Origin of the sequence: Xanthobacter sp. 91, assembly GCF_000702385.1 — a bacterium.
Lineage (GTDB): Bacteria > Pseudomonadota > Alphaproteobacteria > Rhizobiales > Xanthobacteraceae > Xanthobacter > Xanthobacter aminoxidans.
In genome coordinates this window covers 761,834-777,418 of sequence record NZ_JNIB01000001.1, presented here as the reverse complement: position 1 = coordinate 777,418, position 15,585 = coordinate 761,834, and the positions used below count along the sequence as shown (strand labels likewise).

The 15,585-nt window shown below is 66.0% G+C and carries 14 protein-coding genes; 9 read left to right on the top strand and 5 right to left on the bottom strand.

Features of this window, described 5'->3' with window-relative positions; all coding sequences use genetic code 11:
* Positions 1 to 23 precede the first annotated feature (23 nt).
* Positions 24 to 1,031: an ABC transporter substrate-binding protein gene (locus A37E_RS0103780; RefSeq protein ID WP_029555380.1), complete on the top strand. Its 1,008-nt coding sequence runs from the start codon at positions 24 to 26 to the stop codon at positions 1,029 to 1,031.
* Between the two features lie 38 nt (positions 1,032 to 1,069).
* Positions 1,070 to 1,372, top strand: a complete 303-nt coding sequence (locus A37E_RS0103775; RefSeq protein ID WP_156026233.1) for a hypothetical protein — start codon at positions 1,070 to 1,072, stop codon at positions 1,370 to 1,372.
* A gap of 9 nt (positions 1,373 to 1,381) precedes the next feature.
* On the opposite strand, the gene pta is transcribed toward A37E_RS0103775, so the two are convergent.
* The 4 genes from pta to A37E_RS0103755 all read right to left on the bottom strand — a co-directional run bounded on the left by pta (position 1,382) and on the right by A37E_RS0103755 (position 7,502).
* The gene (gene pta, locus A37E_RS0103770) at positions 1,382 to 2,461 is read right to left on the bottom strand and encodes a phosphate acetyltransferase (protein WP_081837780.1); all 1,080 of its coding nucleotides are present in this window, start codon (positions 2,459 to 2,461) and stop codon (positions 1,382 to 1,384) included.
* A 165-nt stretch (positions 2,462 to 2,626) separates the two neighbouring features.
* A complete protein-coding gene (gene xsc / locus A37E_RS0103765) occupies positions 2,627 to 4,402 on the bottom strand; it encodes a sulfoacetaldehyde acetyltransferase (protein WP_029555377.1) in 1,776 nt (591 codons plus the stop codon).
* 89 nt (positions 4,403 to 4,491) lie between these two features.
* Complete coding sequence (locus tag A37E_RS0103760; protein ID WP_029555376.1) at positions 4,492 to 5,832, bottom strand: MFS transporter; 1,341 nt, start codon at positions 5,830 to 5,832, stop codon at positions 4,492 to 4,494.
* Positions 5,796 to 7,502, bottom strand: a complete 1,707-nt coding sequence (locus A37E_RS0103755) for a GMC family oxidoreductase N-terminal domain-containing protein (protein ID WP_081837438.1) — start codon at positions 7,500 to 7,502, stop codon at positions 5,796 to 5,798. Before A37E_RS0103755 ends, A37E_RS0103760 begins: the two co-directional genes overlap by 37 nt.
* A gap of 193 nt (positions 7,503 to 7,695) precedes the next feature.
* Between A37E_RS0103755 and A37E_RS0103750 the strand changes: the two genes are divergently transcribed.
* The 6 genes from A37E_RS0103750 (at position 7,696) to A37E_RS0103725 (ending at position 12,878) form a co-directional block, all read left to right on the top strand.
* The gene (locus A37E_RS0103750) at positions 7,696 to 8,526 is read left to right on the top strand and encodes an IclR family transcriptional regulator (protein WP_081837437.1); all 831 of its coding nucleotides are present in this window, start codon (positions 7,696 to 7,698) and stop codon (positions 8,524 to 8,526) included.
* A gap of 291 nt (positions 8,527 to 8,817) precedes the next feature.
* Positions 8,818 to 9,531 (top strand): spermidine synthase, encoded by a 714-nt coding sequence (locus tag A37E_RS0103745; protein WP_029555373.1) that lies wholly within the window; start codon positions 8,818 to 8,820, stop codon positions 9,529 to 9,531.
* 12 nt (positions 9,532 to 9,543) lie between these two features.
* On the top strand, positions 9,544 to 10,257 hold the full coding sequence (locus tag A37E_RS0103740) for a DUF2161 family putative PD-(D/E)XK-type phosphodiesterase (protein ID WP_051678761.1): 714 nt from the start codon (positions 9,544 to 9,546) through the stop codon (positions 10,255 to 10,257).
* Between the two features lie 238 nt (positions 10,258 to 10,495).
* Positions 10,496 to 11,209, top strand: a complete 714-nt coding sequence (locus A37E_RS0103735; protein WP_081837436.1) for a lysophospholipid acyltransferase family protein — start codon at positions 10,496 to 10,498, stop codon at positions 11,207 to 11,209.
* Complete coding sequence (locus tag A37E_RS0103730; RefSeq protein ID WP_029555370.1) at positions 11,206 to 12,156, top strand: phosphatidate cytidylyltransferase; 951 nt, start codon at positions 11,206 to 11,208, stop codon at positions 12,154 to 12,156. The genes A37E_RS0103735 and A37E_RS0103730 overlap by 4 nt, the downstream gene beginning before the upstream one ends.
* Before the next feature lie 62 nt (positions 12,157 to 12,218).
* Positions 12,219 to 12,878: a CDP-alcohol phosphatidyltransferase family protein gene (locus tag A37E_RS0103725; RefSeq protein WP_029555369.1), complete on the top strand. Its 660-nt coding sequence runs from the start codon at positions 12,219 to 12,221 to the stop codon at positions 12,876 to 12,878.
* Positions 12,879 to 13,033: 155 nt separating this feature from the next.
* Here the strand turns inward: A37E_RS0103725 and A37E_RS0103720 are convergent, their stop codons facing one another.
* Positions 13,034 to 13,852 (bottom strand): MurR/RpiR family transcriptional regulator, encoded by an 819-nt coding sequence (locus A37E_RS0103720; protein ID WP_197022925.1) that lies wholly within the window; start codon positions 13,850 to 13,852, stop codon positions 13,034 to 13,036.
* A gap of 144 nt (positions 13,853 to 13,996) precedes the next feature.
* Here A37E_RS0103720 and A37E_RS0103715 point away from each other — a divergent pair, with 144 nt between their 5' ends.
* On the top strand, positions 13,997 to 15,541 hold the full coding sequence (locus tag A37E_RS0103715) for an MFS transporter (RefSeq protein ID WP_245279263.1): 1,545 nt from the start codon (positions 13,997 to 13,999) through the stop codon (positions 15,539 to 15,541).
* Positions 15,542 to 15,585: the final 44 nt, after the last annotated feature.

Below are 15,585 nucleotides of genomic sequence, written 5' to 3'. Positions count from 1 at the left end.
AAACGCAGACGGAGGGCTCAAGGATGATCGCATTCAAACGGAAGCTGGCGGGCGCGCTCGTGATGCTCGCCGCAATGACGTCAGCTGCGGTGGCGGAAGTGGACAACGTGACCATCGCCCGCCAGCCGAGCCTCGGCCATCTGCCGCTGATGATCATGGAAGACCGTGGCCTGCTGGAAAAGGAGGCGGCGGCGCGTGGCGTGCCGAACCTGAAAACCCGCTACATCAAGCTCGCCGGTGGCGCGGCGATGAATGATGCCCTGCTGTCCGGCGCCATCCAGTTCGCCGCCGGCGGCGTGCCGCCTCTGGTGCTGCTGTGGGCCAAGACCAAGGATAGCGCGAATCCGATCAAGGCGGCGGCGGCCATGAATTCCATGCCGCTGCTGCTCAATACGTCCAATCCCAATGTGCGCTCGCTGAAGGACTTCACCGCGAAGGACAAGATTGCCCTGCCGGCGGTGAAGGTGTCGGTGCAGGCCATGTTCCTGCAGATGGCGGCGGAGAAGGAGCTGGGTCCGGACCACCGCAACGACCTCGACAAGTTGACCGTCACGCTCTCCCATCCCGATGGCATGGCGGCGCTCTTGGCCGGCAATGAGGTGACGGCCCATTTCACCGCCGCGCCGATCCAGGAACTGGAACTCAGGAAGCCCGGCGTGCACACGGTGCTCAACACCTTCGATGTGCTGGGCCAGCCTTCCACCTTCAACGTGGTGTGGACCACCACCCGCTTCGCCAATGACAATCCGAAAATCTATGCCGCCTTCTTCGCAGCGCTCGAAGAGGCCATCGCCATCATCAACCGCGACAAGTCGGCTGCCGCACGGGACTATGTTCGCCTCGCCGCCGACGGCAGCGAAGTGGCGCTTATCGAGGGCATCCTGAACGACCCGCAGGTGACCTTCACCACCACGCCGCAGGCGATCCAGAAATATGCGGATTTCATGACCCGCACCGGCATGATCGCCGCCACGGCGCAGAGCTGGAAGGACCTGTTCCTGCCCAACGTGCACGGCAAGCCCGGAAGCTGACGTGGCGTCAAGTGGAAGGGGTGGCGCCACCTTACGGCTTGGCGCCGCTCGATTTTTTCCGCCATTGTGCGATGCAGCAGAGCGCGATGTTGCGCCGCATTTGGCGAGGGATGCAGCTGGGGATATACTGGGCGCTTGAAACCACGCTCGTGACCCAGATGAACACCCAAGACGAACTGCGAAAGGTCTTCCTGCCGCTCGTGCTGGTGGCAGCGCTTTTCGCGGCTGCGGCACCGCGCGCGGCCGGGCAGCCGATCTCGCTGTCGGCCGTCTCCAAGACGCTCGCCCAGTGGGGCGAGGCCTATGCGGCGTCCGAGTCCATGCTCCAGATGGGCAACTGATCCACCCTTTCAGCCGGCCCGCGTCTCACCGAGGCTGGCTGCGGCGGGCCGTGAGTTCTGCCAGACGCCCTCAATCTTTCCAGACATCGCGACCGGGAGCGTGCGTCCGGCCTGGGCGCAGGTGAGCGCGATCATGTGGAACACGTCGTCCTGCGAGCAGCCGCGCGAGAGATCGTTGGCGGGTTTCGCCAGCCCCTGAAGCACCGGCCCGATGGCCTTCGCCCCGCCGATGCGCTGGGCGATCTTGTAGCCGATATTGGCGGCATCAAGATTGGGGAAGACGAACACGTTCGCATCCCCCCGGATCTTCGATCCCGGCGCCGTCTTGGCCGCGCCGACCGTGGCGACGAAGGCGGCGTCGAACTGCAATTCCCCCTCGATCACCAGATCCGGCTCCGCCTGCCGCACGAGGCGCACCGCCTCCACCACCTTGTCCACCCGCTGGTGCCGGGCGCTGCCGTTGGTGGAGAAAGAGAGCATGGCCACGCGGGGCGCCTCGCCGGTCATGGCGGTGTAGGAATGGGCGGCGGCACGGGCGATGTCCGCGAGTTCCGCCGCGTCGGGATCGATGACGAGGCCGCAGTCGGAGAACACATAGGCCCCCTTCTGCTCGTGATAGTCCTCGCACAGGATCATGAGGAAGAAGCTGGAGACGATCTTCGCCCCCGGCGCGAGGCCGATGATCTGGAGCGCGGCGCGCACCGTTTCAGCGGTGGTGGCCACCGCGCCGCCGACCGTGCCGTCGGCATCCCCCTGATGCACCATCATGGCGGCGAAGGCGAGCGGCTCGCGCATGCGCCGGCGGGCGGCGGCGAGGTCCATGCCCTTGGCGTGGCGCAGGAGGTGCAGCGCCTCTGCATAGGCCTGGAAACGCGGCGATGTGGCGGGATCCTCGATGGCGATGCCCCGCACATCACCATCGAGGGCCGCCATCACCTCCTCGCGGGCACCGAGGAGGATCGGCCGGGCGATCCCTTCCCGCGCGGCGCGACGGGCGCCGGCGGCAATGCGCGGGTCGCTCCCCTCGGGCAGGACGATGCTGCGGGGGGCGGCACGCGCGGCGTCGATGATCCGGTCGAGGGCGAGCATGGCCTGCATCTCGGGCTAGAGCACGCGCCGATCTGATTGCATCGCAATCAGATCGGATAACGCGTTCTCGTTCCAAACGTCAGAGAGCGATCCGCTTGGATCGCGCTCTGGGGCAGAAATGGCCGGGCGGGACCTGCTGACGAGCCGTCCCCGCCCGGATCTCGGTCAGCGCGCGATCTGCTCGCGCATGTCGGCGCGGGCGATACCGGCCACCGGCACCGGCTTCTTCATGGCATCCCGGCGGAAGGGCTCGCCGAGCTCCTGGTTCAGCACCACCTCGATGAAGGTGGTGATGCCCTTCTTCTGCTCCTCGGCGGCGGTGTGGATGGCCTCCCTGAGGCTCTCCGGCGTGTCCACGCGCACCCCCTTGAAGCCGCAGCCCTCGGCGATCTTCGCGTAGGAGAGCTTGGGGTCCAGCTCGGTGCCGACGAAGTTGTTGTCGTACCAGAGCGTCGTGTTGCGCTTCTCGGCGCCCCACTGGAAATTGCGGAACACCACCATGGTCACCGGCGGCCATTCCTCGCGGCCGATGGAGGTCATCTCGTTGATGGAGATGCCGAAGGCGCCGTCGCCGGCAAAGCCGAACACCGGCACGTCCGGGCAGCCGATCTTCGCGCCGATGATGGCCGGGAAGGCGTAGCCGCACGGACCGAACATGCCGGGCGCGAGATATTTCCGCCCGATCTCGAAGCTCGGATAGGCATTGCCGATGGCGCAGTTGTTGCCGATGTCCGTGGACATGATGACGTCCTTCGGCAGCGCCGACTGGATCGCCCGCCACGCCTGACGGGGCGACATACGGCCGGCGTCGCGGGCGCGGGCGTCTTCGTTCCAGCGGGTGCCGGGATCGTCGTCCTCGTGGTCCATGGAGGCGAGCTGCTGGAGCCAGCGCGAGCGCGTCTGGTGGATCAGCGCGCGGCGCTCCGCCCGTCCGGCATCGCCGGCGCCGGGGGCGAGCTGGCCGAGCAGCTGGCCGGCCACTTCCTTGGCGTCGCCGCAGATGCCCACGGTGATCTTCTTGGTGAGGCCGATGCGGTCCGGGTTGATGTCCACCTGGATGATCTTCGCCTGCTTCGGCCAGTAGTCGATGCCGTAGCCGGGCAAAGTGGAGAAGGGGTTGAGCCGGGTGCCGAGCGCCAGCACCACGTCAGCCTGTGCGATCAGCTCCATGGCGGCCTTGGAGCCGTTGTAGCCGAGCGGGCCGACGGCGAGGGGATGGCTGCCGGGGGCGGCGTCGTTGTGCTGGTAGCCGGCGCACACGGGCGCATCGAGCCGCTCGGCCAGTGTCATGGCCTCGCCGATGGCATTGCCGATGACGACGCCCGCGCCGTTGAGGATCACCGGGAACTTCGCCTCGGACAGGATTTGCGCGGCCTCGGCGATGGCGTTGCGGCCGCCGGCGGGACGCTCGAGGCGCACGATCTGCGGCAGCTCGATGTCGATCACCTGGGTCCAGAAATCACGGGGCACGTTGATCTGCGCCGGGGCGCAGGCGCGCCAGGCCTTCTCGATCACGCGGTTGAGCACTTCGGCCACGCGGGAGGGGTCGCGCACCTCCTCCTGGTAGCAGACCATGTCCTGGAACATGGCCATCTGGGAGACTTCCTGGAACCCGCCCTGCCCGATGGTCTTGTTGGCCGCCTGCGGCGTCACCAGCAGCATGGGGGTGTGGTTCCAGTAGGCGGTCTTCATGGCGGTGACGAAGCCCGTCACGCCCGGTCCGTTCTGGGCGATGGCCATGGCCATGCGGCCGGTGGCGCGGGTGTAGCCGTCGCAGATCAGGCCCGCATTGGTCTCGTGGGCGCAATCCCAGAAGCGGATGCCGGCCTTGGGGAAGAGGTCGGACACCGGCATCATGGCCGAGCCGATGATGCCGAACGCCTCGTTGATGCCGTGCGCCTGCAGGACTTTGATGAACGCCTCTTCGGTGGTCATCTTCATGACGAAAAAATCCTCTTGGAACCTTGGAGATCTTGCAATTCGGGGGGAGGGAGGCGGCGGCCGCGCGCCGCCTCCGGATCGGAAACCCGTCAGCGCGCTGGCTGGCGTACCGTTTCGGTCGAGGCGCGCGTGGCCTTCGATAACTGGGTGCCGGGGGCCGGTACCCGGATCGCCAGCGCCGAGAGCATGGAGACCAGCGCCGCGAACACCACGTAGGCGCACACCTGCCAGGGCTGTCCGTCGCCGCGGGCGAGCAGATAGGTGGCGATGATGGGGGTGATGCCGCTCGCGACGATGCCGGAGAACTGGTAGACGAACGATATGCCGGTGTAGCGCACCCGGGCGTCGAACAGGTCCGAGAACAGCGCGGCTTCAGGCCCGTAGCACATGGCGTAGAGCACGCCGAACGGGAACACGATGCCGAGGGCGATCAGCGGCAGGGAGCCGGTGGAGAACAGCCAGAAGGCCGGATATGCCACCAGCGCCAGCAGCGCCGAGCCGATCGCATAGGTGCGCGGGCGGCCCCACTTGTCGGACAGCTTGCCGAACATGGGGATGGTGAACACCATCACGAACGCCGCGAGCGTCACCAGCCAGAGCGCGGTCGTGCGGGGCACCTTCACGTAGTTCGCGAGATAGACGATTGAGAACACCGCGAAGACGTTGAAGAACACGCCGTCGATATAGCGCACGCCCATGCCCAGCAGCACGTTGCGCGGATACTCCCTGAGCATGGTGAAGAAGGGGATGGCCTCCGCCTTGTTGGCCGCCTTCACCTGCTCGAATTCCGGCGTCTCCTGCACCTTCAGCCGGATGTACATGCCGACGATGATGAGCACGATGGAGCCGATGAAGCCCACGCGCCAGCCCCAGGCCATGAACTGCTCGTCCGGCAGCATGGAGACGATGGCGGTGACGCCCGAAGCGAGGCACAGGCCGAGCGCAAGGCCGATCTGCGGGATGGAGGCGAAGAAGCCGCGCTTGTCCTCCGGCGCGTATTCATACGCCATCAGCACCGCGCCGCCCCACTCGCCGCCGATACCGATGCCCTGGGCGATGCGCAGGAGCAGCAGCAGGATGGGCGCGGCGACGCCGATCTGCGCATAGGTGGGCAAAAGGCCGATGGCCACCGTCGCCACGCCCATGATCATCAGCGTGATGATGAGCATGCTCTTGCGGCCCAGCTTGTCGCCGAAATGGCCGAAGATGAGCCCGCCCACCGGCCGCGCCACGAAGCCCACCGCGAAGGTGGTATAGGCGAGCAGGATGGAGACGACCGGGTCGTCGCCCGGAAAGAACAGCTTGTTGAATACGATGCCGGCGACGATGCCGTACAGGAAGAAGTCATACCACTCGATGGTCGCGCCGATGACGCTGGCGCCGACCACGCGCCTCAGCTCGCGACTTGAAGCTCCTGCTTGCCCAGCCATTGTTGTGTCCTCCCGTCATTGATTTGATTTGGGGCGTTGTCTCGCCCATTCCTGTTGTTCATCACGTCCTCGCGGATCATGTCGGCGGCTTTTTCTCCGATCATGATCGCGGGAATATTGGTGTTGCCGGACACGAGGCTCGGCATCACGGAGCAATCCACCACCCACAGGCCGTCGACGCCACGGACCCGTAGGCGCGGGTCCACCACCGCATCGCGGTCGGCGTCGGGGCCCATCCGGCAGGTGCCGGCGGGGTGGAAGATGGTGGCGCCATATTCGCGGGCGAAGGCGAGCAGGCCCTCGTCGTCGGTGACGCCCGGGCCGGGCATCTTCTCTTCCGCTACATAGCTCTTCAGCGGCTCGGTGGCGGCGAGCTTGCGGGCGAATGTCATGGCGGCGACGGCGCAGCGCCGGTCGGTGTCGGTGGCCAGATAATTGGCGGTGATCTTTGGCGGCTGGAGCGGATCGCCCGAGCCGAGCCGCACCCAGCCCGTGCTTTCCGGCCTGAGCTGGCACACCGAGAGGGTGAAGCCGGAATAGTCATGCACCTTGCCGCCGGCCATGTCCGCCGAGAGGGTGCCGATGTGGAACTGGATGTCCGGGGTTTTCGATTCCGGCAGCACCCGCGTGAACAGGCCGCCCTGGTTGATGCCGATGGCCAGCGGGCCGCCGCGGAACAGGAGATATTCCAGCCCCATCCTGAGGCGACCGAACAGGGAGTTCAGCGCATCGTTGGTGGTGATGGGCTTGGTGCAGCGATAGAGCAGGCGCAGCTGGAGGTGGTCCTGCAGATTGCCGCCGACGCCGGGACTGTCCACATGTACGCCGATGCCGTTGGCCTTGAGGTGCTCCGCCGGCCCGATGCCCGAGAGCATGAGGAGGTGCGGCGATTGCACCGCGCCCGCCGACAGCACCACCCCCCGCCGCGCCCGGATGACCTTCACCCGGCCGGCGACGCTCACCTCCACGCCCACGGCGCGGCCGTTCTCGAACAGCACCCGGCGGGCCTGCGTCTCGGTGAGGATGGAGAGATTGGCGCGGCCCTTGGCAGGGGCAAGATAGGCCTTTGCCGCGCTCATGCGGAAGCCGCTGCGGGTGGTCAGCTGGTAGTAGCCGACGCCTTCCTGCCGGGCGCCGTTGAAATCCGCCGTCTCCGGCACGCCGAGCTTGCGTCCGGTCTCCTTGATGACCTCGATCAGCTCGTGCTTGCGCGGGATGGAGCTGATGCGCACAGGGCCATCGGTGCCGTGGAGCGGATCACCGGCGAAGGCAGGGTTGTCCTCCAGCTTGCGGAAATAGGGCAGCACATCCTCGAAGCCCCAGCCGGTGGCGCCGCGCGCCGCCCAGCCGTCGTAATCCTCCTGCTGACCGCGGATGACGATGAGGCCGTTGATGGAAGAGCACCCGCCGAGCACGCGGCCGCGGGGCCAGTAGATGCGCCGGTCGCCCATGGTGGGTTCCGGCTCGGTGTGGAAGCGCCAGTTGAGGCGATCATTCCACATGGTCTTCCCGTAGCCGATGGGCACGTGAATCCAGGGGTTCGTGTCCTTCGGTCCGGCTTCCAGCAGGGCGACGCGGCTCTTGCCGTCTTCGCTCAGCCGATTGGCCAGAACACACCCCGACGACCCGGCGCCGATGACGACGAAGTCGAAGTTTTCCTCGCCTTGCATTGGCAGTTTCCTCTCTGCGAAACGGACGATGCGACGAAGGGATGAGATGAGTCAATGCATTTTTTGAACTGAAACGTCTCATTTAATGAGATTTATGTTGTGCAGTGCGAGGGGCGCTGTGTGCACCTGCGTTCCGTTTGACACCCCGCCGCCAGCCGCTAAGGCTGCACGCAGCGAGAGGCTGGCGATTCAGATGGCCAAGGCAGCGAAGCAGCAGCTGGAGAGCGTGGAGAAGCCGGAGAAGCCCGAGGAGCGGGACAACGCCTCGGCCATGCTCCGCGCGCTCGATCTTCTGGGCGAGATCGCCCGCTCCGAAACGCCCCTCGGCGTGCCCGAGCTGTGCGTGCGGCTCTCGCTGCCCAAGCCCACCGTCCATCGCCTGTGCCAGAAGCTGGAGGCGGAATCCTATCTGCTGCGCGAGCCGGACGGCCGGCGCTTTGCGGTGGGTCCGCGCTTCCTGCGCATGGGCTTCGACATGCTGCGCAATTCGGTGAGCACCGAGCGGCGCGGCATCCTCGAAGCGCTGGTGGACGTGGCGGGCGAGACCTGCAATTTCGTCACCCGCGTGGGCTCGGAAGCGATCTATCTCGACCGCGTGGAAGCGGCCTGGCCGCTGCGCCTGCATCTGGAGGTGGGCTCGCGGGTGCCCATGCATTGCACCGCCTCCGGCAAGCTGTTCCTCTCCGCCATGCGCCCCGTGCAGCGCCGGCGCATTCTGGAAACGCTGCACCTGAAGGCGCAGACGCCGAACACCATCACCACCGTCGAGGCGCTCGACGCCGAGCTGGAGCGCATCGCGAAGAATGGCTACAGCACGGACGATCAGGAGTTTCTGGAGGGCCTCGTCGCCATTGCCGTCCCGGTGAAGGACCGGCGCGGCACGGTGGTGGCAGCGGTGGCCTGCCATGGGCCTTTGCCGCGCTTCTCGCTGGAGAAGGCGCGGGCTCTGGTGCCGAACCTCAAGGAAGCGGCGGAACGGCTGCAAGCCACCCTTCCCGATTCCGGCGACGTCGCGGACGACTGACGCACGGCTGGCCTGCGGGATCGCCCGGACCGAACGATGGGAAACGAACCCGCGACATCCAGATTGGGAATTCGGTGCAAGCTGTTGAATTGAAACATGCGGTCAACGGCTGAGATCAAGGCGCCAGGCCGAATGTCCGCTATCGGCAGATCTGCCTTGCCCTCAACTTGAGACACGAGCCTTCTCATCGCGCGGGGGCACGTGGTCGTCTGCTGGCCGGTAGCGAGGGGACGGAGGTTTGGCCTATATAAGGCCGCTCGCAAAATGCGATCCTCAACCGAAGAGTGACCCGTGATCCCCTGGTCGCAGCTCGACACCGCGGACGTGCCCGATGGCGGCGGCCGCCTCCGCCTGATGCAGCGCGGCGCGGAATTCTCGATCATGGCCGGGTCCATCGAGCTGATGAACAGCCGTCTCAGCGGGTCTGAAGAGGCGCTCGCCACGATGGTCTGCGCTAGACTTCGGGACCGCCCCAGGCCGCATGTGCTGATCGGTGGGCTGGGAATGGGTTTCACCCTTCGCGCGGCGCTCGCCGAACTCGGGCCCGATGCCCGTGTCACCGTGGCGGAACTGGTGCCGGCGGTGGTCGCATGGGCGCGGGGGCCCATGGCCGGGATTTTCGCGGGTTGCCTGACCGATCCGCGTGTCAGCATCCGCGAAGAGGATGTGGTCGGCCTGATCCGTGCCGGCCGGGCGACTTTCGACGCGATCCTGCTTGATGTCGACAACGGACCCGAGGGGCTGACACGCGCGGCCAACGACCAGCTTTACGATAGTGCCGGCCTCAACATGGCCAGGGCCGCGCTGCGGCCCGGCGGCGTGCTGGCCGTCTGGTCGTCGAGGCCGGACCGGAATTTCACCCAGCGGGTTCGCAAGGCCGGGTTCGGCGTCGAAGAGGCGCGCGTGAGGGCCAATGGCGGGCGCGGAGGGGCGCGCCACATCATCTGGATCGCCACCAATCCGGAGGTCCGCCCTCCCGGCCCCGCCCGGCACAGGCCGGCCTGACGGAGGCGGATCCTGGAGACATCCCTTTATCTGCCCGTGAAGGCGTTTCTGGAAGGCCTCGGCTTTGCCGTCAAAGGCGAGGTCGGCGGCTGCGACCTGGTTGCGCTCGCGGGAGACGGAATCCCGATCGTGGTCATTGGGGAATTGAAGCTCAGCTTCAATCTGGAGCTCGTCCTTCAGGCCGTGGACCGTGCCTCCGCCTGTGACGAGGTCTGGCTCGCAGCGCGCACATCGGTGCGCGGAAACGGACGGGAAAGCGACGCGCGCTTCCGCAACCTGTGTCGGCGCCTCGGCTTCGGCATGCTCGGCGTTTCGTCTGGGGGCGAGGTGACGGTCCTCGTCAGCCCCACGTCTCCCATGCCGCGCAAGGATCCGCGCCGCAGGTCGCGGCTCGTGGAGGAGCACCGGCGCCGGCTGGGCGATCCGGCGGTGGGGGGCGGCTCTCGTACACCCATCATGACCGCCTATCGACAGCAGGCGCTCGCCTGTGCCCTGGCCATGGCGGAGACCCCCAAACGCCCGCGCGATCTGCGTGCGTTCGCGCCCAACGCCGGAAAAATCCTTCTGGACAATGTCTATGGCTGGTTTGCCCGCGTGGATCGCGGCATCTACGGCCTCACGCTGGCGGGGCGCGAGGCCCTGATCCGCTGGCAGGCGGTTCCCGGTTCCGCGATTGCGGCCGGCATGGTGGTGCCGACGGGCTCCAGCACAGCCGGCGATGCTTGAACCAGCTGGTCCGGGAGAACGTCGCGAATGCGATGGTCTCGAAAGATCACCATGGACTACGCAGAAGCTCGGGGCGATGTCGGGGACGTTCCCTCCGTCGTTACACGCCATTGACCGGCCGGTCGCCCGATGACCCGAAAAGGTGTGACCCAGTCGATCGGATCGAAGAGCATGCGGGAGGAGCGATCGGCCGCACCGTGGAGAGAGACCTCCACTGCGATAGAACAGCGTTGATGACATGACTGCGGAAGATGCGCCCGTGGCAGAATCAGCGCCCGACCTGACAGCGCCGAAGCGTCCGCAAGGCGCGACGGCGAACCGCGCCCTCGCGAGAGTGGCCGGCGCGGTCGTCCTTCTGTTCGCCCACGCCATAACCGCCGTTCGCGCCAAATGGGAAGGCGTGGCGCCCATCGACGAACAGCGGATCTATTTCGCCAACCACGCCAGTCATGGAGACTTCGTGCTCATCTGGGCGGTTCTGCCGACCCGGATGCGGGCGCGGACGCGACCGGTCGCGGGTGCCGACTACTGGCTCAAATCCGCCATCCGGCGTTTCATCGGCTGCGACGTGTTCAATGCCGTTCTCATTGCCCGCGACCGGCTCACGCAATCGGAAAATCCCATCACGCAGATGGTGCAGGCCCTCGACGACGGCAGTTCGCTCATTCTTTTCCCGGAAGGCACACGCAATCTGAGCGACGCGCCTCTTTTGCCGTTCAAGAGCGGGCTCTATCATCTCGCCCGAGCGCGCCCCGACGTCAGCCTCGTTCCCACCTGGATCGACAACCTCAACCGTGTTCTGCCGAAAGGCGAGGTCATTCCCATCCCACTCATCTGCACCGTCACGTTCGGGCCTCCGCTGCGAATTGGCGACGGCGAGACCAAGACGGCCTTCCTTGCCCGGGCCGAAGCCGCCCTGTTGGCCCTGTCCGCGAAAGCACCCCTGACGTGACAATGCCTCCCTCAGAACTCGTGACGGTCCTTGCCGGGCTCCTCGGTTGTCTCGGCGTCGCGTCAGTCATCGGCTATGCGCTGAAACGGCGTTTTTCCGCCGACGGGTCCAACAGTGTCATTGAAAACCTGAATGACCGCGTCCGTTCCTGGTGGATGATGGTCATCCTGATGGGGATCGCTCTGGCCACCGGAAGAGCCGGCGTAATCGTGTTCTTCGCCCTCTGCTCCTTCGCTGCGTTGCGCGAATTCATCACGCTGACCGACACCCGCCGGGCCGATCACTGGGCTCTTGCGATCGCCTTCTTCATCATCCTGCCGGTTCAATACTATCTGATCTGGATCGACTGGTACGGCCTCTACGCCATCTTCATTCCGGTCTATGCCTTCCTGTTGATGCCCATCGTTGCCGCATGGCGTGGCGACACAGACCATTTTCTCGCGCGCATCGCGGAGACCCAGTGGGCACTGATGATCTGCGTCTTCTGTACCTCCCACGTGCCGGCCCTGCTCAGCCTCGACATTGCCGGCTTCGGCGGACGCAATGTGATGCTCATCGCCTTCCTGGTTATCGTCGTCCAGTCGAGCGACGTGCTGCAATATGTCTGGGGCAAGCTGATCGGCCGCAGGAAGATCGCTCCGAAGCTCTCACCATCAAAGACGCTGGAGGGGTTCCTTGGGGGCGCGCTGAGCGCAACCGCGGTCGGTGCAGCCCTCTTCTGGATAACGCCGTTCTCCCCGATCGAAGCCGCGGGAATCTCGTTCGTGATTGTCGTCATGGGCTTCTTCGGCGGCCTCGTCATGTCGGCGATCAAGCGCGACCGCGGCGTCAAGGATTGGGGTCACCTCATCGCGGGTCACGGCGGTTTTCTCGACCGGCTTGATTCCGTGCTTTTCTCCGCCCCGATCTTCTTTCACATCACGCGCTTCTGGTGGTCGGTTTCATAAATCTGCACGCGGTACTCTCTGCGTGGGGCGACCCCGACACCTGAGCGACGGAAACGCGAGCCATGACGACTGGAAGCGATCGCCGTCCCCTTGCAAGCCGCAACACGGGCTGGGCACGTGCCGCCGCACGCCGGCTGACCTCCGCCGGCATCACCCCGAACCAGATCTCCATCGCGAGCATCGCGATGGGTGTGCTTGCCGGAGCGTCGTTCTGGGGGGCGGGCCTCGCGGATGGCTGGCTGCGCATTCCCCTGTTAATTGCAGCGGCGCTCTTTTGCCAATTGCGGCTGCTCTGCAATCTTTTCGACGGGATGGTGGCGATCGAGGGCGGCAAGCAATCGCGCGATGGCGCCTTCTGGAATGAGTTTCCCGATCGCATTGCGGATCTCGCGATCTTCGTGGGTGCGGGATACGGCATTGGCATGCCCGGGCTCGGCTGGGCAGCGGCAGCTCTTGCCATTCTGACCGCCTATACGCGGGAACTTGGTCGTGCTTGCGGCGCGGCCGCCGACTTTTCCGGACCATTGGCCAAGCAGCATCGCATGGCGACAATCACGGCGGCGGGCCTCCTCAGTCTGTTGGAGCCCCTCTGGAAAGGCCGAGATGACGTGCTGACAGCGGCGCTCTGGATCATTGCGATCGGTTCGGCCATCACGGTATTCCGACGCGCCATGCGCCTGGTTGAGGCGCTTCGATCACCGCCGGGGCTGCCTCCGCAATGAACACGGGGGAGCATCTCGTGCTCCTGTCGGCTCTATCCAGGTGAATGTCCGCCCTTGGCAGCATTTCTACGCCTGGTTCTGGTGTGCGTTGGGCGCCATGTTGATGCCATGTCAGGCCATGTGGACCTTCTCCGGCCTTCTGCCTTTCAAATGCCCTAGGGCTCCTCGTCGAAGGCATCGTGGGCTGCCTCGATCGCGGCCATGCGGCGCCGGCCTTCGCGGCCGCTGAGTTCGAGGACGCGGGTCGCCAGAAAATGCGAAAGCCCGATCACCGCCACATGGTTGTCCAGCGGGCCGGCCGCCCGCGCCTGGCAGGTGATGAGCCATGTGGCCGGGCCCGGGTTCTCCGTGGCCGAGTCCACCACGCACAGGACCTGCGCGCCGGCCTCCACTGCCCGGGTGATCAGGTGGGAGGAGGCGGGCGTCGAACGCCGCAGGGCGAAGACGATGAGGACGTCGCCCTTGTTCAGGGTTACCGCATATTCGGCGATGGTCTCCCCCGCAACCGGCAGCAGGATGCTGGTCTCGATGACGCGGAAGACCTGCCAGCGCAGATAGGCCGCGAAGGACTGATTGTTGCGGAAGCCCACGAACCAGACCCGCTTTGCCGCGAGCATGGCTCGCGCGATCCGGTCGATCATCTCGTCGGACAATCCGCCGTAGGTCTCGGACAGGTTCTGGACGCTGAGTTCGAGGTGGGCGCGCAGCGTGTCGCTGGCATGGCTCTCGCCGCTCAGCAGCATCAGCGGCGAGCCGGCCTTCTGCTCCAGCCGCACCTGCCGCCGCGCGTCGTTATAGCTGTCATACCCGAGCCGGTGAAAAAAACGGGTCACCGCCGCATTGGAGACCCGTGCGGCATCGGCAAGCTCGGTTGCCGTATAAGCAGGCAGATTGCCCGGGAAATCGATCAAGAATTCGGCGAGCCGCCTCTCGGTCGGAGACAGATCATCCCTGTGGCGGGTGATGCGCGCCACCAGCGAGTCCTTGGCCGAAATCGTCGTGCTCACCGCGCCTCACCTGTTCCTATCATCTTGTGCCGTCAGCCGAACCGCGGTTCGGCCCGCCTGCCGCGGGCATGCGATCCAGCTCCTGTATGACCCAAAGCGCCGCGCGGCACCATGCGGATCGTTGCGCTGGCATGGAAGTTGCTGAAAAAAATTTTGCAGAACGGGTATATTGAAAATTCAATCGCAGCCGTCCTGCGGGTTTGGGGACCAACGAAGGGACTGACCATGGCTGGGGAAAACGTGCAGCTTTCCGCCCCCGCGTCCGAGGCGGCGGTGCAGGTCGAGACGGCGCTCGACAAGATCGGCGTGACCACCGCGCACAAGCTCATCGTGCTGCTGGTGCTGTTCGGGGTGATGTTCGACGTCTTCGAGCAGAATACCGTGGGGCTGATCGCCCCGTTCCTACGGGAACAGTGGCATCTCTCCGCGGCCGACATCGGGTTTCTCAACACGATGACCTTCGTCGCGGCCGCCATGGGGCGGCTCGGCTCCGGCGTCCTGGCCGACAGGGTGGGCCGCCGCTTCATGCTGAACGTCAACCTGCTGTTGTTCACGGTCGGCGCCGCGATCTGCGCGCTGGCGCCGGGCTATACCACGATGGCCATCGGCCGTTTCATCGTCGGCCTCGGGCTCGGCGGCGAGATCGTGACGGCAGTCACCCTGCTCGCCGAGTTCTGCTCCTCCAAGTTCCGAGGCACGGCGGTCGGGCTCATCAATGTGGGAGGTGGCGGCCTCGGCAACATGCTGGCCCCGGCCTTCGCCCTCCTGATCTTCACCCTGTTCCCGGGCGGGGACGGCTGGAGGTGGCTGTTCGGCGCGCTCGTGCTGCCGGCGGTCCTCGTCGTGTTCTATCGGCGCTTCGTGCCGGAGACGCCACGCTTCCTGGTCACACGAGGCCGGGTGGCAGAAGCCAATCGCGTGTTGTCGCAGCTTGCGACCGGGTCCTTCTCGACCAAGAACGTCAAGGTGACCGATCACGTCACCTCGCAGCCGGTGATCGAGACGCCCAGGCTCGGCGCGATCGTGGCCGACATCTTCCGCCGCGGCCTTCTTCGCCGCACCCTTGCCGTGGGGATCGCGTCCTGGATGACGTTCGGCGCGCAGCTCACCGTGCTGACCCTTATGCCGACGATCCTCGTCTCGCAGGGCCATACGATCACGCGGAGCTTCCTGTACACGATCATCCTGCAGAGCGGCAGCCTGTTCGGCGCGCTCACGGCGGCGGTGCTGGCAGCGCGCGTCCCGCGCAAGATCGTGCTGACGACGGGCGCTCTGTGCGCCGTGGCGGCGGGGCTCGGCTTCGGCTTCCTGGCCACCACCGACGCGCTGATCCTCGCGTTCGGCGCCGCATTTCAGTTTTTCGTGCTGCTCCTGAACACGACCATCTGGATCTTCGCGCCGGAAAACTACCCCACCCGGGTTCGCGGCTTCGGGACGGCGTTCATCCTCGCGCTCGGGACCATGGCGGGCGCGTGGATGCCGCTGCTTGCCGGCCGGGTGTTCGACATGGCCGGTGTCGCCGGCATGTTCACCATGATGGCGGGCATGTACGCGATCTTCGCCATCGCCGTGCAGTTCGCACCGGAGACCTTCGGAAAGTCCATGGAAGCCGTGCCGGAGACGGCGCCGGCCGAACGTCCGCTTCAGACCGCCTGACGCCTCTCCCCTGGGCCGAAGTCCGGCCCGGGTATCAGGAACTT